The organism is Lysinibacillus sp. FSL L8-0312 (assembly GCF_038003285.1).
Lineage (GTDB): Bacteria > Bacillota > Bacilli > Bacillales_A > Planococcaceae > Lysinibacillus > Lysinibacillus fusiformis_D.
Genome location: NZ_JBBOOV010000001.1, coordinates 1,264,685 through 1,287,871 on the forward strand (window position 1 = coordinate 1,264,685; position 23,187 = coordinate 1,287,871).

Below are 23,187 nucleotides of genomic sequence, written 5' to 3' on the forward strand. Positions count from 1 at the left end.
ATGACTGCATTTATACACCTATGCAAAAAATTTCACATCCAATAGGGTGTCATAAAACATTTATTCATTAATAACGAGCACTTTCGACTATGCCCGGAGCTATCTAATGGTGTAAACACGTTTAATAGCCCACTCCGAGGGGATGTCGGATCTAGTTGTATCGCCGGCTTCCAGCACGACCGGCTCTCTGGTAGATACAAGGCTCTAGAACCTTTAACCTCATCAACGTTTTCATTTATCTAGTTGTTAAATTTTCATTACGCCACCAGTGGAAGCGTTCGTCACTAATTTTGAATATCTTGCTAACCAACCACGTTTGATTTTTGGCTCAAAGACTGGTAATTTTGCACGACGTTCAGCTAAAACTTCATCTGAAACTTGTACATTAATCGTACGATTTGGTAGATCAATTTCAATAATATCTCCGTTTTCTACTAAGGCGATTGGACCGCCTTCAGCAGCTTCTGGTGAAATATGACCAATTGAAATACCTCGAGATGCACCTGAGAAACGACCATCTGTAATTAATGCAACCTTTGTACCAAGACCACGACCTTGAATCGCAGATGTTGGTGCAAGCATTTCAGGCATCCCTGGGCCACCCTTAGGTCCTTCATAGCGAATGACGACTACATGGCCCTCTTTCACTATTCCATTATCAATGTTTTCCTGCGCTGCTTCTTGGGAATCAAAGACGATTGCCTCTCCTTTGAATACTTTGATGGAAGGATCAACTGCACCTACTTTAATAACGGAGCCATCAGGTGCAATGTTACCAAATAACACCGATAACCCACCTACAGCACTATAGGGATTGTCTTTTGTTCGAATGACTTGATCATTCGTGATGTGATAATCTTTGACAAGCTCACCCATCGTTAAACCTGCAACGGTTGGGCGATCTGGATGAATAGCTCCCGGAATGGATGTTAATTCATTAATAATGGCACTAACACCACCCGCTTTATTGATATCATCCATTGAAATATCGGATGCAGGCATAATTTTCGCTAAATAGGGTACTCGCTCTGCTACTTTATTAATATCTTCAATGTTGTAATCTATTTCTGCTTCATTGGCAATGGCTAATGTATGAAGAACAGTGTTTGTGGAGCCTCCCATTGCCATATCAAGAGCAAAAGCATCATCAATTGACTCTTTTGTAATAATGTCGCGTGGCTTAATGTCTTCCTTGACCATACGAATTAATTGTTTGGCTGCTTCTTTAATCAGCTTGTGACGCTCTTCAGAAGTGGCAACGATTGTACCATTCCCTGGTAGAGCAACACCGAGCATTTCCATTAAACAGTTCATCGAGTTGGCTGTAAACATCCCTGAGCATGAGCCACATGTTGGACATGCATTATTTTCAATATCTAACAACTCTTCAGATGACATCTTTCCTGATTTATGGGCTCCTACGCCTTCAAAAACAGAGGTTAAAGAAAGCTGCTTGCCTGAAGCAGAAGTACCAGCCTCCATTGGACCACCAGAAACAAAGATAGATGGTACGTTTGTGCGAACTGCTGCCATCAGCATCCCTGGTGTAATTTTGTCACAGTTTGGAATATAAAATACACCATCAAACCAATGTGCATTAATAACTGTCTCTGCTGAGTCTGCTATAATTTCACGACTTGGTAATGAATAACGCATACCAATATGCCCCATTGCAATACCATCATCGACACCAATTGTATTAAATTCGAATGGAATACCACCCGCTTCAATAATGGCTTCTTTCACTACATCAGCGAACGTACGTAAATGAACGTGACCTGGTATTATGTCGATATATGAGTTACAAACCCCAATAAATGGTTTGCCTAAATCTTTTGCTTTTACTTTGCCTGTTGCATATAAAAGACTTCGATGTGGCGCTCGATCTACGCCTACTTTAATCATGTCACTTCTCATTTTAAACGCCCCTCATTGCTATCCATACTATGTTCGTTGCTATAGACAAAATGTTCTGTCTTTTTAATTTTTGTTTATAGAGTAGCAGCCTACTAGATGGCTACTGCTGTAACGAACGTGTTAAATTGTTGTTATCATAGTACGAAAAAAAGGTCTCGTCAACAGTATTTTTTGAATTGTTCAAACAATTAAAAAAATCTGTCAAAATTGAAATCGTTTACATGCTGATTAAGCATCAGTTTTATCTCGCTTTGATAAAAATTTTGACATTTCGTTCAAATTTTAATTTTTCAATAATAACCAACAATGTAAGAGACCATTGATTCCCATATTTTCGGACAAGTTGAATCATCTTATCTATAGAGATAACGCTTACAATAGAAACAATTTTTTTAAGTAGCCTGTAAAAAATACTTGATCGGGATCATATTGGTGTCGTATTTTTAAAAACTTTTCGATCTCTGGATACAGTTCGTAGACGGTTTGTGCTGTTAAATGATGTTGTTTGCCCCAGTGAGGTCGGCCATCATATTTTTGCATCAAAGTATGAACCCATTTAAAATAAGGCTCTTCTGACATCCCTTTATACATATGAAAGGCTATAAAAGCAGACTCGCGCCCCTGTGTTGGACTTAAAAAGCCTGCTTCCCCTGCAGTTGTTCGACACTCTAATGGGAAATGAACATTAAAAATCCCTTTTTTAAAGGTTGTATGAATTTCCTCCAAGCATGCTTCAAATTGAGCGAGTGGAATGGCATATTCACTTTCTTGGAACTTCACACTACGAGGAGAAGGATAAATTTCATAGCTTATGCCCACTTTTTCACTTTTCACCACATTTGCGGCTGCTATTTTACTCATAGCACCACTTAACGCTGGTTTCCACTTACAAAGTTCTGACATGGCAAAGAAAGCACCATTTTCTACAATTTGAAGCTTTAACGTTTCTATTTTTTTATTCCATTCACTTTGATAGATGGGTGCTACAGCATTCATCCGTTTTACTTGAATCGTCTCACTACCAGGGAAATAAAACCATTCCACATGGCGATGTTGGCGAATATCCTCTGCGAATAGTGTGAGACCATTGCTCAAAGTTTCTCTTGCCCCAACATAATGCAAGCTATAAAGTGGCATGACTTTGATCGTTACTTTGACAAGGACACCAAGCATACCGAGCGATACGTGTAGTGCTTCAGATAAATCGTCCATTCCCCTCCTGTGCTCCTGATATGTGCCAGTGCCATCTACAAACCCCCATGTCATGACAGCAGACGACAGAGAACCAAGTGTAATCCCTGTACCATGTGTACCCGTTGATACTGCTCCTGCAATCGTTTGCTCCTGAATATCCCCCATATTGATTAAAGCAAAGCCGTGCTTCTCCAGCATTGGTCCAATTTCATATAGGTAGGTACCAGCCCATAATGTTGCCTCCTGCTTTTCCTCATTCACAGCGATTAATCCACGCATATTATGTAAGGAAATAGCGATATGCTCAGGCATAGCCACAGCGCTAAAAGAGTGAGCTGCCCCTGTGACCCGAATCGTTTTTCCCGCTTCACGTGCATGCTTGACAATGGTTGAAACTTCTTCAACCGATTGTGGTAAGTACATTTCACTCGGATAAGAAATAACATTCCCCGCCCAATTTGTCCACTTTTCACCATTACGCCATTTTTCTATAGAAAACATTGTCCATCCCCCCTATATGTTGTGTAAGGCCCCATATACTTGTCCTCTCGAATCCCATGGAGTACTTGAAAACGCTCACAAAGCTCCCCTGCTTTTGCATGTCTAAAATAGATCGTATCACCAATATTAATATGTTTTCCTTTGACCTTTATAGGCGTTTGTACTTCTCCTGCTCCTTCTAAGCTAAGGTATGCAAAATTGCTAGGTTCATAGAATACAGGTAAGCGATCCAATCCAATTGCTCCAGAAGCCGTATAACCCCCACCATGACAAACAACAATATTTTTTTCAGGCTTTCTCGTTACACTCAAAGCAAATCCAGCTGCCTTTTCTAGCTGTAAATGTGTAAATTGATCGAACAATGCAGGTGCATAAAAAGCGGAGCCTACTGTAATTTCAGTCACTTCTTTCTGCTGATTGGTATATAACATGCTCCCTGAGCCTCCACCATTGACGAAGCGTAAGTTTGGAAAATACGCCTTGATATGGGCTATCGCTAAGCGACGAAATTGGGTTACTTGTTTTTTAGCTTGTACTTGCATTGCCTCAATCACTTTGCCTTTTAATGCATTCGCAGGACGATTGCCAACGCCTGCTATTTGAGCCTCATAGCCCATTGCACCTACAACCTCAATCGCTGACGTTTTTTGAATCTCTTGCAAAAAAGGTGTCAGCGTCTCAAGAGAATACAACGATGAACGTTTAGTCCCGAAATACAGTACTTTAAAATCATTCGAAACATTAATATCAATGCAAACCTGTACACGTACACCTATTTCTAGTCCCAGCTTCGCTAATAGTTGGATATGTTCTGGCCGATCCACCATAAAAGTAACGCTTTTCCCGTCTTTGACGAAATGTAGCAAGCGACGAATAGCTGCTTCCTCCATTACTGGATAGCCCAGTAATAAATCATCAAATTGCTGCTGTAGTAAAAAAATGGTCTCTGCCGCTGTGAATGTCATAAAGCCTACAACATTAGCAAGGTTTTTCTGAACATAACGAAGCACTTCAACAGAACGAATCGATTTTGTCGCAATACGAATTTGCTTGCCACCACAAGCCTCTTGCACAGTTCGTATATTTTTATCCAGCGCATCTAAGTCCAACCAAGCAAATGGTCTTTCCAAATCACTAAACGCTCGATCCAATCTTGTCGTCATTTAATCCCTCCTGTATATACTATGTATTTGACAATTTACAGAATAATTTTGTTATTCATGAGTCAAAATAAAAACAACCGTGCGCTTTTTATTCAATAAGTCGACACAGTTGTTTTAGAATGGGACAAACATTTCATTCACCTTTCTATTCAATTGGTTACGATGCGTATAAGAAATCGGCTGCAAGATTTAGCAGCACTAACAAATGCAGACCAGCAATCAGAAAACCTTGACGATTTAAACGTTTCATAACAGCCATATTCATATGCAACACGCTCCTTTTTTCTACATTATAATCCTTTTAAACAGAATTTTCAAACTATTAAAAGGTGAAAATTTAACCATTTTCCATTCATATAAATAAAAAATGAACAACCGTATAATTGATTGAAATTCTGCTTCAACAAAAAATGCATTTTTTCATGGATAAAAAGGTGGTTTTTGCAAATATTTAGTCAAACGGCTGATTTTGGAGCGTTCCATCTATTTTTGGTACGGATTGAATGCGTGAACATACTATAGAAGTAAGCGAAAATCGGTGTATGTACAATATAGAAGTAATTGTAGTTAATGTGGACATTTTCACAATCATTTATGCAGTTGGAGTTACGTTAGTGTGGGCATGATGAAAGAGCTGCATTCATTTGTCTACAGCCATTATGACAGCATGTAATAATTACTAAACAAAATCGCAGTGTTTAATCTACTCCATTCAGGGTATAACTAAGTAATCGCCATTATATCTTAATTTTAAGGAGATGAAAATAATGATTAGTTTCATTTGGTATTTAATCATCGGAGGAATTCTTGGATGGTTAGCTGGCGTAATTTTAGGTAAAGATGTACCTGGTGGCATCATCGGGAATATTATTGCAGGGATTGTTGGTTCTTGGATCGGTAGTATGGTTTTAGGGAACTGGGGTTGGAGAGTAAGTGATTTCTACGTGTTCCCAGCACTGATCGGTGCCGTTGTGTTGATCTTTATCGTCAGCCTTATTTTAAAAGGTATGCGTAAAGCAACTTAAATATGTAATAAAGAGCCATCCATGGTGATGGCTCTTTATTTTGCTTCATTTAGTAAAACGGTTGCTCGGAGTTCATCGTGATAATCATTATACAATTGGTAGTAATACAATACATTTTCCACATATTCCTCACTATGATTGTATTGATACACAGCTTTCTTAATATTACCTTTGGCAGCGCCGTATTTAGCTAAATAATTAGCTGCACTAAATACCGCATCCTCAATATCATAGGGATCGGCTATACCATCCCCATTCGCGTCTACGCCATATCCTCCATATTTAGCAATTGTCTCTGGATTCATTAATTCAGCCTTCGTGATGTTTCCTTTTCCTAGTCCTGAACAAGTAGGATGCTGCCAGCCAACGAACGTGCACGGCATAAATTGCATATGCCCTTCTGCCCCGGCAGATGAAACCATTGATTTCACTGTAGAAAATCTCGTTTCAATTCGATGATGTGCAGCAAGCAATGTCCATGGCACACCATATTTCTCCTCCGCTGCTACATATACCGGAATGTATTTCTCTGGAATGTCCATATCGAAATGTTGTTGAATCTCCTCAATTGCCTTTTGCTGTGCAAGCTTTTCGAAAATCGGTAATGTTTGAAGTTCCTTCCACGCAAAAAATGTCAGGACATACACCGTTATCGCAACGGGAATCAATAATGCTATCATACCCAATTTTGTAGCGGGTGATAACATGGCTTTGTTGTTCTTTTTCTTTGTCATACGTCACACCTAATCTAGTATTCTTTTTCTATATTACCAAATTTTTCGTTATATGTAGTAGATCTTTTAATTTTTGTAAGATAGAAACTTCCAGTTGTAGGATGCTATTCATTTTCACTATAAAAGCAGTTGAAAGGTTTGCTAAAAATATAGTAAAATACAGATTGATTCATTATATTGGATAATAATAGGGAGGCATTTATTTTGTGGAAAGACTTTAAAGAATTTGCAATGAAAGGCAATATTGTCGATCTAGCAGTAGCAGTAGTCATCGGTGGTGCTTTCGGTAAAATTGTTACCTCCTTAGTTGAAAATATCATTATGCCATTAGTTGGTATTTTAACAGGTGGTGTTGATTTAACAAAGAGCTTTGTTTTTGGCTCTGGTGAAGCCCAAGTCAATTTAGGTGTATTTCTACAATCAATTATTGATTTTTTAATTATTGCATTTGCCATTTTTATGGCCCTCCGAATTATGACGAAGCTTACACGTAAAAAAGAAGAAGCAGTCGTTGAAGAGCCAGCTCCTGAATTAGATGCAAAAGAAGAGCTCCTCAAAGAAATTCGTGATTTACTCAAAAAAGAACAAGCCTAACATATGACACCAAAGGATCTGCCTTATTCGAAAGAGGCAGATCCTTTGGTTTTGTATCCTTCTCTTTGGCTGTTCTATCCGCTGCTTTATGCGTATCCTCCACTTTCTCTGCTCTATCCATCTCTTTCCGCGTTTTATCCACTACTTTCCTTACTCTATCCACCAGTTTTATGCGTATCCTCCACTTTCTCTGCTCTATCCATCTCTTTCCGCGTTTTAACCGCTACTTTCCTTACTCTATCTACCAGTTTTATGCGTATCCTTCTCTTTCTCTGCTCTATCCATCTCTTTCCGCGTTCTATCCGCTACTTTCCTTACTCTATCCACCAACTTTATGCGTATCCTTCTCTTTCTCTGCTCTATCCATCTCTTTCCGCGTTCTATCCGCTACTTTCCTTACTCTATCCATCAACTTTATGCGTATCCTTCTCTTTCTATGTTCTATCCTGTTAACTTAACTAGAAGCTCCCACACATTGTTGCTCATAATTTAATAATCAATCTCCTACTATTCCTACGTGATTAACTATAAATAATCTAGCTAATTTTCAGAAAACACCCTTGTTCTTCTTTAGTATCCATGTTAAATTGGTAACAATTATTGAGAATACTAATAAATTGAAAGCGAAAATTGTCGCTTTTAATAATATTGGAGAAAAGAGTGACGTCATGACATTAAACAGAAGTATTGAAACAAAACTTGTACAACTAGGAAATTTAAGTGACCCCATAACAGGTGCTGTGAGCCCGCCGATCCATTTATCGACTGCTTATAAACATGCTGGAATTGGTGAATCTACTGGCTTTGACTATACACGTACAAAAAATCCTACACGTGCTCTTTTAGAAGAAGGGATTGCTGATTTAGAGGGTGGCGATATGGGCTTTGCCTGTAGTTCAGGGATGGCTGCTATTCAATTGGTGTTATCCTTATTTAAACCAGGCGATGAGTTAGTCGTGCCTGATGATTTATATGGCGGTACCTATAGACTATTTAACTTCTTCCAAGAAACCTATAATATCAAGCCTGTTTATTCAAAGTTTGAATCGGTTGAACAGGTGGAAGCATTAATAACTGAAAATACTCGTGCGTTATTCATTGAAACCCCAACAAATCCACTTATGCAGGAATTCGATTTACAAGTGTATGCAGAGTTAGCCCATAAGCATGGAGCCTGGTTAATTGTAGATAATACCTTCTATACACCATACTTCCAACGCCCTATCGAACTAGGAGCTGACATTGTCCTTCACTCTGCTACAAAATATATCGGTGGTCATAATGATGTTTTAGCTGGTTTAGTTGTGGCTAAAGGTAAGGAATTAGCTGAACGCATTGGCTTTATTCATAATGGCAGTGGTATGGTACTAGGCGCTATGGATTCGTGGTTACTTATTCGCGGTTTAAAAACTTTACATCTTCGATTAAAACAGCATGATGCGAATGCAAAAGCCATTGCCGCTTATTTAGAGGAAGAAGCATTAGTGACTGATGTACTTTATACAGGAAAAGGTGGCATGCTGTCATTCCGCTTGCAAAAACCTGAGTGGATTGACCCATTCCTTCGTCACTTAAAGTTAATTACTTTTGCTGAAAGTCTTGGCGGTGTGGAAAGCTTTATTACATATCCTGCCACACAAACACATGCAGATATGCCATATGAAGAGCGTGTTGAACGTGGCGTTTGTGATCGTTTACTTCGATTCTCTGTCGGTATTGAGGAAGCAGAAGATTTAATTGCAGACTTACAACAAGTATTCGATATCCTAAGAAAGGAGGCATAATTTATGAAGCAACATATTGAAACGAGCCTCATTCATGCAGGTGTTCGTGATGGCTATGGTAATAAAAAAGGGGCTGTCAATGTTCCCATGTATCTGTCCTCTACCTTCCATCAAGAAAGTATGGATGAGTTTGGAGAATATGATTATGCTCGCTCAGGCAACCCTACGAGAGACGCATTAGAAAAAGCTGTGACAGAACTTGAAGGTGGTGTTCGCGCTCATGCCTTTTCTTCGGGCATTGCAGCGGTATCAGCAGCGTTAATGCTGTTATCCCAAGGGGACCATATCGTCATGACCGAGGATGTTTATGGTGGAACCTATCGTTTTGTGACAAAGGTGTTACCACGCTTTGGTATTTCCCATACATTTGTAGATTTCACGGATCTAGCAGCAGTAGAATCAGCAATAACGCCAGCTACGAAGCTGCTTTATATGGAAACACCATCAAATCCGACATTAGGCATCACAGATATTCGTGGCGTGGTGGCACTAGCGAAACAACACCAATGTCTGACATTTTTAGATAATACCTTTATGACACCGTTACACCAACGTCCACTAGAACTTGGAGTTGATGTCGTCATTCATAGTGCAACTAAGTTCTTATCTGGTCATTCTGATATTATTGCTGGCTTAACAGTTACAGCAGATGACAAGCTAGGACAAGAGCTATACTTTATCCAAAATTCTTTTGGCAATATTTTAGGTGTACAAGATTCTTTCACACTGCTACAAAATATCAAAACAACAGATGTGCGCTTTAGTCGCTCTGCTGAATCTGCACAAAAAATTGCAACATTTTTAACTACAAATCCACTGGTTGAGCAAGTCTACTATCCTGGACTTGCCTCACATCCAGGGTATGACATTCATCAACGTCAAAGTACAAGTGGTGGGGCTGTATTGTCTTTCCGTTTACCGAATTATGCAGCCGCAAAAGCATTAGTCGAAGCAATGACAATTCCTGTTTTTGCGGTCTCTCTTGGGGGTGTGGAATCAATTCTTTCTTACCCAGCAAAGATGAGTCATGCTGCTATGGAGCCTGAGGAGCGTGCAAAACGCGGCATCACAGATGGACTTTTACGATTTTCAGTGGGACTTGAGCATGTGGATGATTTAATTGCTGATTTTGCACAAGCCTTAGAGATTGCGGCCAAGGCTTGATTGAACCAACCTGAAAGAGACCGTTAAAAAACCCTAACTATTTTACGAAACACTCATTGCGTGTTTTATCATAGTTAGGGTTTTCTATTTGTTAATAGCTAAAGTAGTCATGCCACCGCATCTTTATAATCCTACGTTCAATTTTTCACCTTTCCTAACACACGGTATAAATAATCACCATGCCCCTTTGCTAGTAGCGCTTCTTGCTCAGCAGAAATCCAATAAAATGAAAAAATTAAATCCGCTTCATTTAAGCCCGTTGGATGATGTTGCCATGAATCTTGTGTTTCATCGGATGTTAAATGATAAAAATAACGTTTCTGTAAAATACCTGACGGATGATTAAAATAGTCCTGTGCAATTAACCTCTGAACGACAAGTGTTGTTAGACCAGTCTCCTCCAACATTTCACGCTTCACAGCTTCTAAAGGTGTTTCGCCCTCTTCTACTGTACCTTTGGGCACTTGAATACCTGCACCAACTGAATTCTGTTCAAATACGAGCACTTGTAATTGTTCTTCATGCTCTCTCGTAATATAGCCAAATGCTTTTTCCACTACTTGCATGAAAGTGACCCCCCATTTCGACTGATTGAATGTTACAATAAAGATAAAAATTGGGATTGCAGGTGAAAAGTGTTGACATTTATTATACGACAGATGCTAGAAAATGACATTACATTTGTACAAGAAATTGCTAGAACAAGCTGGCACCATACATATGAAGGAATCATCCCTCGTGATATTCAAGATCGCTTTTTACAAATGGCGTATAGCAGTAACCGTTTAACACAGCGCCTCACTACTATCCTATTTTTAGTCGTAATTGTCGATGAATCGCTAGTAGGCTTTGCTAATTTCTCAAATGTTACACATGTTGAAGCAAAGCTGCTTGCCATTTACTTGCATCCTGATAGCCAGGGGAGTGGTATCGGTTCAGCTCTTTTACAAAGAGGGCTAAACATGCTTCCCAGCCTATCGTCATTATTTGTTTGTGTAGCAAAAGAAAATACAATTGGTATGCATTTTTATCAGGCAAAGGGGTTCGAAAAGCTAGTAGAATTCGATGAGTGTTTCGATGGTTATCCGCTTAAAACAGTGAAAATGGTGAAACAACATGAAAAAGGATAACGGTTGCTTTGACAACTGTTATCCCCATGTTGTTGAAAAAAGATCATGTCAAAGGCAGAAAAAGCAAATTTGCAAGGTGAGGGGTTGATTTCCGTTCCGCCAACGTCCTTTCCAGGGGGCGTCCGATGAGCCGCTTCACTCACTTACGCTCGCTCCAGGGTCTCATCTGTGACGCTAAATCCCCTAGGAGTGACGCTGGCTCCACTCCAATCAACCATTCTGCAAAGTGTCTTTACTTTTTTCATAGTAGTATAGCGATCAAATAGCCATTATCTGTATTCTTAGAGGGGATAAACTCTTATTTTCAATATGGAGAAGTGATGCGTGACAACACCTCTTCATAAAAAGTAGTGAACACCTTCACTTTATTTGAAAACTTTGCTAAAAAGGTAAAACTTTTGTGGGTTGGAGTGGAGGCTACTTGACTCCCATGGGATAGCGAGACAGGCGAGCCTCTAAACGGAGCGATAGCGGAGGAAGTGGCTCGGTGCGCTCGCCCACAGGAAAGCAAGTAGCCTGCAACGGAAATCCATTTCTCCCTTTCAATTGACTGTTTTGTTTTTCAACACTAAAAGGATAACGGTTGCTTTGACAACCGTTATCCCCCTTCGTTTTTAAAAGCATTGTAAGACAACCCATGTCTGATCAAAGCGGGTCTTTTGGCAATCATCCTCACGAATCCAAAAATACAATCTACCGCTATCTCCCCACATATATCCAAGCTCTTCTTCTGAATCAAGTTGAAGCAATAATCGCCAGTCTGTTGCCCCAGCCTCTAATTCCCTTCGAAGGGGATCATTATAACCAGTTGAATCGCCACAATATAAGCCATTGGAGACAAGCTGACATTGTAAGTACATATCCCCTTGAATAGCATCTGGAAAACCGTCTATGCGATGAACGGCTCCATTTGCATCAGCTTCTTCCATCGATTCATATGCAAGGTCTCTCAAATTATCTGCTTCCTCTTCCGTTAGAGTTTCTTCTAAATCATCCCAAAATGGAGATTCCCAGGGCGGGAGTGTCCATTCATTTTTAAATTGCAGACTTGCACTGGCAATGTCGCCATGTTTGAGTAAGATAGCAGGTATTTTTATTCTTGTAAGGCTACTAACTGGTTCTGTGAAATAGAAAACATTGAAGCCATCATAGTCTTTCGGATCGTATCCCCATGGTTGCTCGGCTGCATCATAGAAAAAGGACAATAATCCATCTGTAGGTAATAAATTGTTGGTATCGTAAGGTTTGATATCCTTTACATGTAGTTGGCAAAGGAAATACAACGGTCTCTTATCGTTCGTATATGGCCACACAAAATCTGTGGGAACATCCGGACAGCCACCTATTTTTGAATGGCCAATCGGAATTTCTTCATCAGCATTTTGCTTAGCTACCATACGTATAGAGCTTCTAGTATAAGCTGCTATTTGCTCAGCCTTATGTGCTAACCCATAGTCTTTCAACCATTTGTTCCATTTTTCTGTGTTGCTCAATGCCTTCCCCTCCTACCGTTACACACGTTTTTTATGTAAGATGTATATGCTCAGCTTGGATCACAAGTGCTGTCAAGCCTGTCGTACTACCAGATTCATGCGCCTGCCCTTGATGCCAAAGTACACCCTGTCCAGATTTTATGGTGATTTTTTCATCATCTTCACCACGAACCCAGCCTTCGCCATGCATCACGATAAAAAGCTGAGGAACAGGGGCTTCATGCATACCAACTACCCCATTTGGCTCAATATAGATGAAACCGATATTCACTGGCTCTTCTGTTTTCATAATGTTCCGATAAAATGCATTGTTTGATTGATATTGATGAATTTGCTTCGCTAAATCTTGTGTATATGAGATGAATTGCATTTTTCTATGTTCCTTTCATGCTAGGCTAATTCTTCCTGTGCAAATGCTAGCAGTGTACCATCTTCTGATTTGCCATAAAAAGCAAAGGCATCATAGCCAATACTTTTTATCGTCTCCCAATCTGCTGTTTCTCCGTTGAGTAGCTGTACATTGCCATGTTCATCTACCTCATAGTCTTCTGCTTCTTCGTCATAGTCAATATTATAGAAAAATGATAGGACAACTTCTGTTGTGGGCAAAAGATATTTCCGTAGTGGACGATGGATACGCTGCTCCTCCGTAAATTCATCACAAAATAGCGCATTATAGCCATGTAGGGTTGCATCAAATAGCAAAATTTCCTCCGCCGTTAAAGGGTCTTTTGCAACGATTCTAGCGGTTGCTCCAGTAATGAAAGGCAATGCCTCACCTTCGATTGTTAGTAAATCTCCATAGTACCAAATTTCAAACTGTTTATTCCCTGTGCTGGAACAAAGCTGTAACTGTGATTCAACTGCCTCTAGCTGTTCAACATTTTCTGCATATGACTGTAAATAAGTTGGAATAGTAATATTCATAGCCTTCCTCCCCTTTTCTTCCTTATAACGTATTATAATACATTCCGCCTTCTATTTTTATCCATAAAAAAACCCAGAATTTTTTCTGGGCTTGATGACACTTACTTTTCTAACATGATTAAAACTGACGGGCCTTTGCTTCACTTCGCAAGAGGCGATTATGGAGAGTTATCTCCGTTTCACCATTTACTTGCGATTTGGATCGCTTAATCCTTGACCAGTTGCGGTGGATTTTTTGAGATTTTGGATCTAATTGTTCGAACCTACTCATTTTTCATCCTCCTCATCATTATAGATTTCATAAGTGAAATCTTCTTTATTATGACCAGCTAGGATGAATTTATACAAACGGCCATTCATCAGAAAATAGCTCTACTTTATTGCAAAATGAATGCAGGTTTTACTTGCTTTTTATTTTTTTCTCCAATAAAACTTTGACAATTTTCTCAAGTTGTAGGTCTAAAGAGTAAGGATCTTCCATGACAAACTCATCATCGAACTCACCATACATATAAACATTGCCATTCTTAACAGCAGGTGCTCCCTGCCAAATCGGACTATTCAAAATTTCTTCTGCATCTTCTTGCGAATTGACATAGACAAATACATGATCGCCTAAATACTGTGGCAATACCTCTAATGAGATATTTTCAAAGCCCTCTTTCATGTTTAAAGCTTGCTCTGTTGGAGGTAATTTCAACATCTGATAAATGGTGTTACTACCATAATTCCCTCCCTCAGCAGCTAACACAAATAAACCTGTAGGGCTTAATTGCACGACTGATACCGTTTCACCTTCTTTAATGATGCCATCGATTTGTTTTCGAGCATCTTCTACCCTCTGTTCATAGTCTTCTATCCATAACTCAGCTTCCTGCTCTTTTCCAAATACTTCAGCAATTCTTCTAAATTTTTCTAATGGTCCAGCCGTCGAAAGCTCTTCCCAGTAAGGAATAAAAACAGTGGAGCCGATTTTTTCGTATTGTTCAATATTTTTCTCAATCGACCCAATGATTAAATCGGGCTCTAGCATAATGAGTTTTTCAGGATTCATTGGGAAGCCACCTAAATTCTCGATTTTAGCGAGCGTTTCTTGCGGAATCCCCGCTTTCTCAATCCAACCTTCCGTTAACATGCCTTCACGTACACCAACTGGAATAATTCCTAACTTTAAAAGCTGCCCCATATATTGATCAGCTGCTACACGCTGTGGCTGAGCTGGAATTTCTACATCACCTCTAGGCGTCGAAACAATTCTTGTCTTTCCTTCTTGTACAGCCTCTTGTCCATTCGCTTGTGATTCCACTTGATTTGTCGCAGATGATGAGGCTCCATTTGTATTTGAGCATGCTGCTAGCAGCAATGATAGGCACATAAACAACGTCATAGCCTTTACTTTCATATTTTTGTACTTCGACATTTCATTTACTCCCTTTCGTTGATAATGATTTTCAATTTCACCATCAATATAACACTCGAATTGTTTTGGGAGAATAGCATATCTTCTTTTCCAAAGTGGCAATTCTTCATCTTCCAGTTGCCGCTTTTGCCTCCATGCCACTTTAAATTGTGCTGGAGATACACCCTTGTATCGTTTAAAGCTTCGGCTCAAGGAATGACCGTCAGGATAACCGACATGCTCCGCAATTTCCTGCAACGTAGCATCTGTTTGCACGAGTAATGCCGCTGCTTTATTGACACGCATTTCACCTAAATAATGAATCGGGCTTGTATGCATTTTTTCTTTAAACAGTTTTGATAAATAACCAATGCTACAGCCTAACTCTTGCGCTATGATGTCTAGTGTTAGAGGCATATGCGCATGTTCCTCTATATAGCGAACTGCCTGCGCCACCATATCTGGCTTTACGGGATGAATTCCCTGTCCATGCATTTGCCGCAATAATTCATAGATAAATTGATAGAATAATGATTTTATATGTAAATTTTTCAGCTCTTTGTCATGGGCCTGTTGCCAAACTATCTTCATCTGCTCTGCTCTGTCAAGTAATGCAAGAGGATGAGCTGGCACAAAAGCATATTGATAGTGGAAAGGATTATGATTTTCCATCAAGGCTACCATTTCTTGGCGATGAGGTAACGGAAGTATTGCCTTATAGAAAATCATAAAGTATTCAAACTCTTTCTCCGCTACAATCTCTACATCCACCCCTTTTCCTGCATGCAGGACGTGAAACGGGTGTACCAGATGTCTGTTTTTATCCAGCCAGATTTGAGCATTCCCTCTTTTTGTATAGAGAAAGGCACTGGTCGGCAATCGATAGGGACCAAAATCCTCTCCCTGCTCCATCATTGTCAATCGTACATCCATAATTTTGATGTATGCGTGATTCCATAAAAGTATATGATCACTTAATTTCATCGAGCTCAAGCACTCCTTCTAGTTTAACCAATAGCATGTCTCTAGTTTAACAGAAATCCCACTAATTGATAATAATTCTCATAGATAAAATGCACTTCCTTCAAATGTAGCCAAACAAAATGGACTTGTCATTGCATTGACCAAGTCCATTTTATATCCTTCTTATTTTTTGAAACGATTGCCTGTGTTCACATAGATCATTAAAAAGATCGTCAATGCTACGAAAAGAACAAGTCCGATACTAAAAAATAACCACTGTGTATGAAAAAGTTCATTAAGAATCCATAAAAGCACACAAAAGCAGTAGCCATACATCATTTTCCCCATAAATTTCGCCAATGCTTGCTCATCATACTGCTTTTTTTCTTCTTCTGGCATCGTATTAAATCCTGCGATTAAAAACGCTCCTTTCCCTTGGGACAGCACAATGGCAAAGGTCAGAAATAGCAGCATGATAATTCCATATACAAAGATACTCATCGTTCATCATCCTACTCTTCATTAATAAATTGCTGAATCGCTGGTAGTAATTTTTCATGTAATGGCAATGAAGGGTCTGAATAGGTTGCTAAGTTTCCTGCACGATCTGCTGGAGCCTTTTTCAATACATGGTTCATACCCTCCATATAAAGTAGCTTCGCCTCTGGTTTGCCTTTCTTTAATGCCTCGGCATCGACTTCCTTTACTTGTAAATCTGTTGTTCCTTGTACGATTAATACACGGCTTTTTACTTTCTCCAACTCGTCAGCAGGATGGTACTTTAGCAAGGAAATCAGGAAAGGCTGAACAGATGGACGGAAGAGGGCTTGCAGCTCTGGCGAAGCAGTTGTCACCTGCTTGCCTTGCTTTAAAGCTGTCAAAATATCCGTTGATTCATTGTAAAGCTTCGGTGCTAACTGACCTTTTAATTGCTCTAAGAGTACTACGTCCAATGGTCTTCCAGCACCTGCGATAGAGACGAAGGACGCTACCCCTGTTTTTTGAGCTGCTAGCAAACCAATGAGTGAGCCTTCACTATGACCAATCACGTGTACACTTGTATAAGCTTTATCCGCCATCAATGTTTGTAGGATTTGTACTGCATCATCCACGTATTGATCAAACGTCCCATCTTCTTCCTTTGTTAAGAGCGCTTGATTATCACCAAGTCCTCGCTTATCATAGCGAACCGTCGTAATGCCCTCTTGTGCTAAACCTTCCGCCAGCATTTTTAAGCTATTATTTTTACCAGCTAGAGCGGAATTACCATCTTTATCAGTTGGCCCAGAGCCTGCTATAATGAGAGCCACAGGCGATGGCGACGTGCTCGCTTTTTGTAAAGCAACTGTTAAGTCTCCCTGTTGAACAGGAATTTTTAGTTTTTCATAGGTAACGGGCTGCTCTTTATAAGCCGTTAAAATTAGGGGGAAATTCCCACCATTTTGTTGAAATGTAGCCTCTATTTGTCCATTTTTTAATATGCCGTTTATCGCAATAACAGAGCCGTTCAAATGAATAGATACTTTCACATTGTCATCTGTATACTTGACACTTTGAAATGGAAAATTAGATAAACCTTGTGCTGGAACAGATAATGTACCACTATCCTTCTGTAAATCGACGATAATTGGCAGTGCTCCATTAGGCGTTTCAATATTTCCCTCCCATTTTCCGATAAACTGTTCATTCATTGCACTTTGCCCCTTTGTCTCTTGATTGTCCGCAGTGACCTCTTTTTGCCCACAGGCACTTAAAAGTAACAATGTGCAACATAACAATAACCATTTTTTCATCCAATCTTCCTCTCTATATGAAGATCACCAATAAAATTGGCAATAAGGTAATACCGATTATGATGTAGCTCCATTTATTCGCAAAATTGACAGTCCATCCGATTCCAAATTTTTTCGGCACTAATAAGGATGGATCGTTTTTGTTACAATAAAAAATCCCCCATTTCCAGTATTGATCATCTGCCGCAGCTGTTTCATTTGTATGTACCTCATCAAAACGTTCATTGCTTTTACTGAGCTTCCAAATTAATACTAGTAAGCCACCTAATGTAACGATATTAAAGACAAGAAAAAGGGGAAAAAAGTATGGGGCTGTTTGGTCATGTAAAATAACGGTTGTATAATGTAAAGCAATAAATAGAATCGTCATACTAAAATTAATCGCTGCTAAATACCAGCTACCATATTTGCGTTGAGTCAGTTCCCGATGAACTGAGGCTTCTCTAGCCTGTGCACTCAATTGAATTTTGGCACTTTTCATCCCTTGGCCCATGATGAAAAAGCTAATTTGTATCGCTAATAATATCAGTGGCATACTGATGACGGAGAGCCTAGTTTTTTCAGTCCAACCATCCGCCTCCCCTGCACCATTCCAATGCGTGGCAAAAATTGCTGGAATGGTGTCATAATTCATGTACGTAAAAACAATCAATGCCAGTGTCATGATGATAGGTAAACTAAAAAATAAGGGCGATAGTGTTTCATCTTTTTGGCGGATTGTTAAGTCTGTTACATGCACCGTTTTGATGTTTGTTTCCCATTGTTCCTGTCCCTTTAAATTTTTCGTTTTAACATGGTAACTCATGTAAAGACCAGATGATAGCAGGAGCATGACATACAAAAGGATAAAGGAGATTAAAGACGTTTTCTCCTCTTGCATAGGCGACAAAGAGAATCCGATTTGACCTAGTAAAAATAAGCCTGCAATTCCTCCGATAATTTGACTATAACGCTTCTTCCAAAGCTGTAATTGAGGATGCTTGACATAAGGTTCTGGTATGGAAACACCAAAAACATTCGTTTTTCTTGTTAAATGTGGTGTCATGGTTTCCAAAATACCAACAATGATAAAGATGCCTACTATTATAAGCATACTACCCCTACTTCCATTGTTTTAAAATTCGCTGGAACAAACTTGTTATTTGTTCTTTTTCAAACCCACGTGCAAAAGCTTCCGCCATAATTGGCTTTAAAGCATTTTCCACTTTTTCAACCTCTGTTTCTTCCAGCTCTCGCTTTTGCCCACCAATAATGACTGCCTTCGCTTTCGGTTTTAATTCGATTAACCCTTTTTCCTCGAGTTCATGGTAGCTCTTACTCACTGTGCTTACATTGATACCTAAATCCGTAGCCATCGCACGCACCGCTGGTAATGTATCACCATTTTTCAGTTCACCTTTTGCGATGAATTCAATTAATTGATTGGCTAATTGCTTATAAAGCTGCAATTCACTATTTGGATCTAACCGTATTTGCATATCGCTCCTCCAATCTGTATTGTTAATACCCAAACAGAATCTGTTATGTATAGAGTAATACAGATTTCTCAAAATGTCAAATGAAGGTAATGATGAAGGTGACTAACTCACCTATGTGAATGTCTTATATGATGTTTTACCTTTGAAAGGGGTGGAGTCTTGGCTTGGGTGAGTGCATTTTGCCTTCCTTATGAATTTTATTACCCTAGTAGGAGCGCCTTTCTCTCTGCTTCTCACCCTCAATTAGATTGTTAACAGTGAACCACAAAAAGGACCCAGAATAATTCTGGATCCATGGACACTTATTGCTTCTATTTGATTTTTTACTAGTAGGTTTACGCTTCAACTTAATCTACAGCGAAGCAGATCAATTCTGTTTCACCTTTAGGCTTAAGTTTTAAGAAGCTTCAACCTTAACCAGTTGTGGCGGACTTTCCTGAGATTCTTGGTCTTTGGGTGTTTGACTATTACTCATTCTGCATCCTCCCCATCATATTAGATTAATAAGTGTTTCCGAACTTATTATGAACCTTTGCCTGATTTTTTATTCATGCTTCAAATTTTTTCTGCAAAGACTTGCTGTGCAATGGTTAAGGCATTTTGCACTTTTGGAAAACCGATGTAGGGCACTAATTGTAACAGAGCCTCGACAATTTCTGTTTGTGTTAAGCCTGCATGGTATCCTCGTTGGATATGGGTTTTTGTTTGCGGCGCAGCACCTTGTGTGACAACTGCTGTTATCACGACAAGTGCTCGATTTTTGGCCTCCAATCCTGGTCGTGCATAGACATCACCATAAGCAAATTCAATAATCATTTTGCGTAAATCAGGTGCCACATCGGCTAATGGATCGGATGTAATCATCTGTGTTACTTCTTCCTCAGTCATATATTGTTTGATTGTGTCAAGCCCCTTTGTAAAACGTTCATTCATTTACTGGATTCCTCCCACCATTTTCTTATACAAAAACCCCAATTCCGCGTCTCCAGAATTGGGGATTGTCCTTCACGTATGTAAGGGTCTCTTTTTCACGTCACCCTCTGGCTTAGTTGAAAAAGGATATAGGTTTTCATAGTGCCTCACTGGACAGCTTTAATGAATATCTATGCAAAAGTCACAAGGACATGCACGCAACAATTAATGTTTTACAAGACAGGCTTTTGCTTTGTCAATTTGGATCTTCACTTGTTCGAAGCCGGTTCCACCTAAGGAATGACGGCGTCGAACAGCCGCTTCTGGCGCTAACACATCATAAATATCTGCTTCAATTAGTGCACTTTCCTGCTGCATTTCTTCCAGCGGTAAATTTAATAAGTAAATCCCCTTTTGAATACACGTGAAGACAAGCTTCCCTGTCACCTCATGTGCCTCACGGAATGGCATACCTTTTGTCGCAAGATAATCTGCTAGCTCTGTTGCATTTGAAAAATCAGCATGGACAGCTTGATGCAAACGTTCTGTATTGACGGTCATTGTACGAATCATGCCTTCAAAGATTTTCAGTGAACCAAGAATGGTATGCACAGTATCGAACATGCCTTCTTTATCCTCCTGCATATCTTTGTTATACGTTAAAGGTGTGCCCTTTAACACGGTTAATAAGCCCATTAGATTCCCGTAAACGCGCCCTGTTTTCCCACGAATGAGCTCTGCCATATCAGGGTTTTTCTTTTGTGGCATAATGGAAGAACCTGTAGAGAAGGCATCATCCAATTCAATAAATTTAAATTCATCTGTAGACCAAATAATAATTTCCTCAGCAAAGCGTGATAAATGCGCCATTAACAAGGATGCATTACTTAAAAATTCCACAATAAAATCACGATCACTCACAGCGTCCATAGAGTTGGCATATACCTCACTAAAGCCAAGTAATTCTGCGGATTTTAAGCGGTCGATTGGGAAAGTCGTTCCCGCCATAGCCCCTGCCCCTAATGGCAAAATATCAATGCGCTTGATGGATTCTGTAAAGCGTTGTTTGTCACGCTCTAGCATCCAAAAGTACGCCATTAAATGATGCGCAAAGGATATTGGCTGGGCACGTTGTAAATGTGTATAACCAGGCGCAATCGTTTCAATATGTTCTTGAGCCTTCTCTACTAATGTTTGTTGAAACGTCACGATTAAATCAATTGCTTCCTGCACACGCTTTTTCAAGAAAAGATGCATATCCGTCGCGACCTGGTCATTACGGCTACGACCTGTATGTAGCTTGCCACCAACAGGACCAATTAAATCAATCAGCATCTTTTCTAAATTTAAGTGTATATCTTCATTGGCAACGCTAAATTCAAGCTCACCTGCGATTGCCTTTTCTTTTAATTGGGCAAGACCACCTAGTATGGCCTCTACGTCAGCTACAGGTAAAATTCCTGTTGCACCAAGCATTGTGACATGTGCAACACTACCTTCAAGGTCCTCTAGCACAAGTTGCTGATCAAAGCCAATGGATGCCCCAAATTCGTCTACCCATGCTTCTGCTGATTTTTGGAAACGTCCACCCCAAAGTTTTGTCATGTCAGCTCACCTTTTCCTTTATTTCTTATTGAAAGGTGTAGTGAAAGCATAATGCCTTCCCACACCTCGCTTGTTAAATATTATTTTTTATTAACAGATGAGTTCACTACGGTTGGTAGACCCCATAACTCGATAAAGCCTACAGCAGAAGCGTGATTGAATTGATCTTCCTTCGAGTATGTTGCTAGCTTTTCATTGTATAGTGAATTTGGTGATTTACGTCCTTCTACAATCGCATGCCCCTTGAACAGTTTCACACGTACTGTACCATTTACATATTGTTGTGATTGCGCAAGGAATGCTTCAAGTGCATCACGTAATGGCGAGAACCATAACCCATCGTAAATTAATTCAGATAATTTTTTCTCAATCACTGGCTTGAAGTGTGCTAATTCTTTTACAAGTGTTAAATCTTCAAGCTCTTTATGCGCTGTTAACAGCACTTTTGCTCCTGGGATTTCATAAACCTCACGTGATTTAATACCAACGAGACGATTTTCTACATGGTCGATACGTCCTACACCATGCGCACCTGCTACTGCGTTTAATTCTTGAATTAAATCTGCTAGCTTCATTTCTTTTCCATTTAATGCTACTGGTTTACCAGCTATAAACTCGATCTCCACATATTCTGCTTCATTTGGTGCATTTTCAACAGAAACAGTTAAGCCGTAAGCTTCCTCTGGTGGAGATACCCATGGATCTTCCATAATTCCTGCTTCATTGGCACGTCCCCATAAATTTTGGTCAATTGAAAATGGTGAATCCAATGTTGCTGGAATTGGTACATTATGTTTCATCGCATATTCAATTTCCTCGTCACGACTCCAGCCCCATTCACGTACTGGTGCTAATACTTCTAGATCAGGATTTAATGCTTTAATAGACACTTCAAAACGAACTTGGTCATTACCTTTTCCTGTGCAACCATGTGCAACGGCATCCGCACCGACCTGGTTCGCAATCTCTACTAATTTTTTTGAGATTAGTGGGCGAGAAAGTGCTGATACTAATGGATATTTTTGTTCATACCAAGTATGGGCTTGTAATGAAATTAATGCATAATTTTCAGCAAATTCATCCTTTGCATCTACCATATAAGATTCAATAGCTCCTACTTGAAGAGCTTTATTTTTTACGAATTCAAGGTCTTTCCCTTCACCAACGTCAAGGCATACCGCGATTACATCCCAACCCTGTTCTTTTAACCATGGAATTGCTACCGAAGTATCAAGTCCGCCTGAGTAAGCTAATACAACTTTTTTATTTGCCATTAAAAATGCGCCTCCATTGCTCTATCGATATGTATTTTTATACATTCATTTAAAAGTTTATACACGAATAGTATCATGTTATAAAAATAAATACAAGTGTATTTTTATAAATTCATAGACATTTATTTTACTAGTTA

General features: G+C 39.5%; 23 protein-coding genes. 5 read left to right on the plus strand and 18 right to left on the minus strand.

Annotated elements, in window-relative coordinates; translation table 11 throughout:
• Positions 1-246: 246 nt before the first annotated feature.
• The 3 genes from ilvD to MHI22_RS06495 form a co-directional block, all read right to left on the minus strand.
• Positions 247-1,917 (minus strand): dihydroxy-acid dehydratase, encoded by a 1,671-nt coding sequence (gene ilvD / locus MHI22_RS06485; protein WP_340811425.1) that lies wholly within the window; start codon positions 1,915-1,917, stop codon positions 247-249.
• Positions 1,918-2,289: 372 nt separating this feature from the next.
• Complete coding sequence (locus MHI22_RS06490; protein WP_036123277.1) at positions 2,290-3,612, minus strand: D-arabinono-1,4-lactone oxidase; 1,323 nt, start codon at positions 3,610-3,612, stop codon at positions 2,290-2,292.
• Entirely contained in the window at positions 3,600-4,775 is a 1,176-nt protein-coding gene (locus MHI22_RS06495; protein WP_036123274.1) for an amino acid deaminase/aldolase, read from the minus strand. Before MHI22_RS06495 ends, MHI22_RS06490 begins: the two co-directional genes overlap by 13 nt.
• A gap of 767 nt (positions 4,776-5,542) precedes the next feature.
• On the opposite strand from MHI22_RS06495, the gene MHI22_RS06500 reads away from it, so the two are divergent.
• Positions 5,543-5,800, plus strand: coding sequence for a GlsB/YeaQ/YmgE family stress response membrane protein (locus tag MHI22_RS06500; protein WP_036123271.1), 258 nt, complete (start codon positions 5,543-5,545; stop codon positions 5,798-5,800).
• A 35-nt stretch (positions 5,801-5,835) separates the two neighbouring features.
• On the opposite strand, the gene MHI22_RS06505 is transcribed toward MHI22_RS06500, so the two are convergent.
• Positions 5,836-6,534, minus strand: coding sequence for a lytic transglycosylase domain-containing protein (locus MHI22_RS06505; protein WP_036123269.1), 699 nt, complete (start codon positions 6,532-6,534; stop codon positions 5,836-5,838).
• 204 nt (positions 6,535-6,738) lie between these two features.
• Between MHI22_RS06505 and mscL the strand changes: the two genes are divergently transcribed.
• The gene (gene mscL / locus MHI22_RS06510) at positions 6,739-7,128 is read left to right on the plus strand and encodes a large conductance mechanosensitive channel protein MscL (RefSeq protein WP_036123266.1); all 390 of its coding nucleotides are present in this window, start codon (positions 6,739-6,741) and stop codon (positions 7,126-7,128) included.
• Here mscL and MHI22_RS06515 read toward each other — a convergent pair.
• A complete protein-coding gene (locus tag MHI22_RS06515) occupies positions 7,109-7,291 on the minus strand; it encodes a hypothetical protein (RefSeq protein WP_340811427.1) in 183 nt (60 codons plus the stop codon). The genes mscL and MHI22_RS06515 overlap by 20 nt on opposite strands.
• 505 nt (positions 7,292-7,796) lie before the next feature.
• Between MHI22_RS06515 and MHI22_RS06520 the strand changes: the two genes are divergently transcribed.
• Positions 7,797-8,912: a methionine biosynthesis PLP-dependent protein gene (locus tag MHI22_RS06520; RefSeq protein WP_036123256.1), complete on the plus strand. Its 1,116-nt coding sequence runs from the start codon at positions 7,797-7,799 to the stop codon at positions 8,910-8,912.
• Between the two features lie 3 nt (positions 8,913-8,915).
• Positions 8,916-10,076, plus strand: coding sequence for an aminotransferase class I/II-fold pyridoxal phosphate-dependent enzyme (locus MHI22_RS06525; RefSeq protein WP_340811428.1), 1,161 nt, complete (start codon positions 8,916-8,918; stop codon positions 10,074-10,076).
• A gap of 137 nt (positions 10,077-10,213) precedes the next feature.
• Here MHI22_RS06525 and MHI22_RS06530 read toward each other — a convergent pair whose 3' ends face one another.
• A complete protein-coding gene (locus MHI22_RS06530) occupies positions 10,214-10,642 on the minus strand; it encodes an NUDIX hydrolase (protein ID WP_036123251.1) in 429 nt (142 codons plus the stop codon).
• A gap of 69 nt (positions 10,643-10,711) precedes the next feature.
• Between MHI22_RS06530 and MHI22_RS06535 the strand changes: the two genes are divergently transcribed.
• Positions 10,712-11,206 carry a GNAT family N-acetyltransferase gene (locus MHI22_RS06535; protein WP_445668838.1) on the plus strand — a complete coding sequence of 165 codons (495 nt, stop codon included), beginning with the start codon at positions 10,712-10,714 and terminating at the stop codon, positions 11,204-11,206.
• A 614-nt stretch (positions 11,207-11,820) separates the two neighbouring features.
• Here the strand turns inward: MHI22_RS06535 and MHI22_RS06540 are convergent.
• The 12 genes from MHI22_RS06540 to MHI22_RS06595 form a co-directional block, all read right to left on the minus strand.
• Positions 11,821-12,699, minus strand: coding sequence for a YwqG family protein (locus tag MHI22_RS06540; RefSeq protein ID WP_036123248.1), 879 nt, complete (start codon positions 12,697-12,699; stop codon positions 11,821-11,823).
• A gap of 31 nt (positions 12,700-12,730) precedes the next feature.
• Entirely contained in the window at positions 12,731-13,069 is a 339-nt protein-coding gene (locus MHI22_RS06545) for a cupin domain-containing protein (protein ID WP_036123245.1), read from the minus strand.
• Between the two features lie 20 nt (positions 13,070-13,089).
• A complete protein-coding gene (locus MHI22_RS06550; RefSeq protein WP_058844535.1) occupies positions 13,090-13,626 on the minus strand; it encodes a hypothetical protein in 537 nt (178 codons plus the stop codon).
• Between the two features lie 118 nt (positions 13,627-13,744).
• Positions 13,745-13,897, minus strand: a complete 153-nt coding sequence (locus MHI22_RS06555; RefSeq protein WP_004231380.1) for a YpzG family protein — start codon at positions 13,895-13,897, stop codon at positions 13,745-13,747.
• Positions 13,898-14,026: 129 nt separating this feature from the next.
• Positions 14,027-16,009, minus strand: a complete 1,983-nt coding sequence (locus tag MHI22_RS06560; protein ID WP_340811432.1) for an AraC family transcriptional regulator — start codon at positions 16,007-16,009, stop codon at positions 14,027-14,029.
• A 162-nt stretch (positions 16,010-16,171) separates the two neighbouring features.
• Positions 16,172-16,489, minus strand: a complete 318-nt coding sequence (locus MHI22_RS06565) for a DUF3784 domain-containing protein (RefSeq protein ID WP_340809170.1) — start codon at positions 16,487-16,489, stop codon at positions 16,172-16,174.
• An 11-nt stretch (positions 16,490-16,500) separates the two neighbouring features.
• Positions 16,501-17,781, minus strand: coding sequence for an alpha/beta hydrolase (locus MHI22_RS06570; protein ID WP_340811434.1), 1,281 nt, complete (start codon positions 17,779-17,781; stop codon positions 16,501-16,503).
• Between the two features lie 13 nt (positions 17,782-17,794).
• Positions 17,795-18,874, minus strand: coding sequence for a DUF1648 domain-containing protein (locus MHI22_RS06575; RefSeq protein WP_036120134.1), 1,080 nt, complete (start codon positions 18,872-18,874; stop codon positions 17,795-17,797).
• A 7-nt stretch (positions 18,875-18,881) separates the two neighbouring features.
• The gene (locus MHI22_RS06580; protein ID WP_036120131.1) at positions 18,882-19,259 is read right to left on the minus strand and encodes a GntR family transcriptional regulator; all 378 of its coding nucleotides are present in this window, start codon (positions 19,257-19,259) and stop codon (positions 18,882-18,884) included.
• A gap of 555 nt (positions 19,260-19,814) precedes the next feature.
• Positions 19,815-20,192 carry a carboxymuconolactone decarboxylase family protein gene (locus MHI22_RS06585; protein ID WP_036120128.1) on the minus strand — a complete coding sequence of 126 codons (378 nt, stop codon included), beginning with the start codon at positions 20,190-20,192 and terminating at the stop codon, positions 19,815-19,817.
• Between the two features lie 204 nt (positions 20,193-20,396).
• On the minus strand, positions 20,397-21,776 hold the full coding sequence (gene argH / locus MHI22_RS06590) for an argininosuccinate lyase (RefSeq protein WP_340811437.1): 1,380 nt from the start codon (positions 21,774-21,776) through the stop codon (positions 20,397-20,399).
• Positions 21,777-21,856: 80 nt separating this feature from the next.
• Entirely contained in the window at positions 21,857-23,050 is a 1,194-nt protein-coding gene (locus MHI22_RS06595) for an argininosuccinate synthase (protein ID WP_058844532.1), read from the minus strand.
• Between the last annotated feature and the right edge of the window lie 137 nt (positions 23,051-23,187).

Bases quoted from the DNA above. Each gene is read 5' to 3' on its own strand.
- ilvD (WP_340811425.1), bottom strand. From the start codon at position 1,917: ATGAGAAGTGACATGATTAAAGTAGGCGTAGATCGAGCGCCACATCGA.
- MHI22_RS06490 (WP_036123277.1), bottom strand. From the start codon at position 3,612: ATGTTTTCTATAGAAAAATGGCGTAATGGTGAAAAGTGGACAAATTGG.
- MHI22_RS06495 (WP_036123274.1), bottom strand. From the start codon at position 4,775: ATGACGACAAGATTGGATCGAGCGTTTAGTGATTTGGAAAGACCATTT.
- MHI22_RS06500 (WP_036123271.1), top strand. From the start codon at position 5,543: ATGATTAGTTTCATTTGGTATTTAATCATCGGAGGAATTCTTGGATGG.
- MHI22_RS06505 (WP_036123269.1), bottom strand. From the start codon at position 6,534: ATGACAAAGAAAAAGAACAACAAAGCCATGTTATCACCCGCTACAAAA.
- MHI22_RS06520 (WP_036123256.1), top strand. From the start codon at position 7,797: ATGACATTAAACAGAAGTATTGAAACAAAACTTGTACAACTAGGAAAT.
- MHI22_RS06525 (WP_340811428.1), top strand. From the start codon at position 8,916: ATGAAGCAACATATTGAAACGAGCCTCATTCATGCAGGTGTTCGTGAT.
- MHI22_RS06530 (WP_036123251.1), bottom strand. From the start codon at position 10,642: ATGCAAGTAGTGGAAAAAGCATTTGGCTATATTACGAGAGAGCATGAA.
- MHI22_RS06545 (WP_036123245.1), bottom strand. From the start codon at position 13,069: ATGCAATTCATCTCATATACACAAGATTTAGCGAAGCAAATTCATCAA.
- MHI22_RS06550 (WP_058844535.1), bottom strand. From the start codon at position 13,626: ATGAATATTACTATTCCAACTTATTTACAGTCATATGCAGAAAATGTT.
- MHI22_RS06555 (WP_004231380.1), bottom strand. From the start codon at position 13,897: ATGAGTAGGTTCGAACAATTAGATCCAAAATCTCAAAAAATCCACCGC.
- MHI22_RS06560 (WP_340811432.1), bottom strand. From the start codon at position 16,009: ATGAAATTAAGTGATCATATACTTTTATGGAATCACGCATACATCAAA.
- MHI22_RS06565 (WP_340809170.1), bottom strand. From the start codon at position 16,489: ATGAGTATCTTTGTATATGGAATTATCATGCTGCTATTTCTGACCTTT.
- MHI22_RS06570 (WP_340811434.1), bottom strand. From the start codon at position 17,781: ATGAAAAAATGGTTATTGTTATGTTGCACATTGTTACTTTTAAGTGCC.
- MHI22_RS06575 (WP_036120134.1), bottom strand. From the start codon at position 18,874: ATGCTTATAATAGTAGGCATCTTTATCATTGTTGGTATTTTGGAAACC.
- MHI22_RS06580 (WP_036120131.1), bottom strand. From the start codon at position 19,259: ATGCAAATACGGTTAGATCCAAATAGTGAATTGCAGCTTTATAAGCAA.
- MHI22_RS06585 (WP_036120128.1), bottom strand. From the start codon at position 20,192: ATGAATGAACGTTTTACAAAGGGGCTTGACACAATCAAACAATATATG.
- argH (WP_340811437.1), bottom strand. From the start codon at position 21,776: ATGACAAAACTTTGGGGTGGACGTTTCCAAAAATCAGCAGAAGCATGG.
- MHI22_RS06595 (WP_058844532.1), bottom strand. From the start codon at position 23,050: ATGGCAAATAAAAAAGTTGTATTAGCTTACTCAGGCGGACTTGATACT.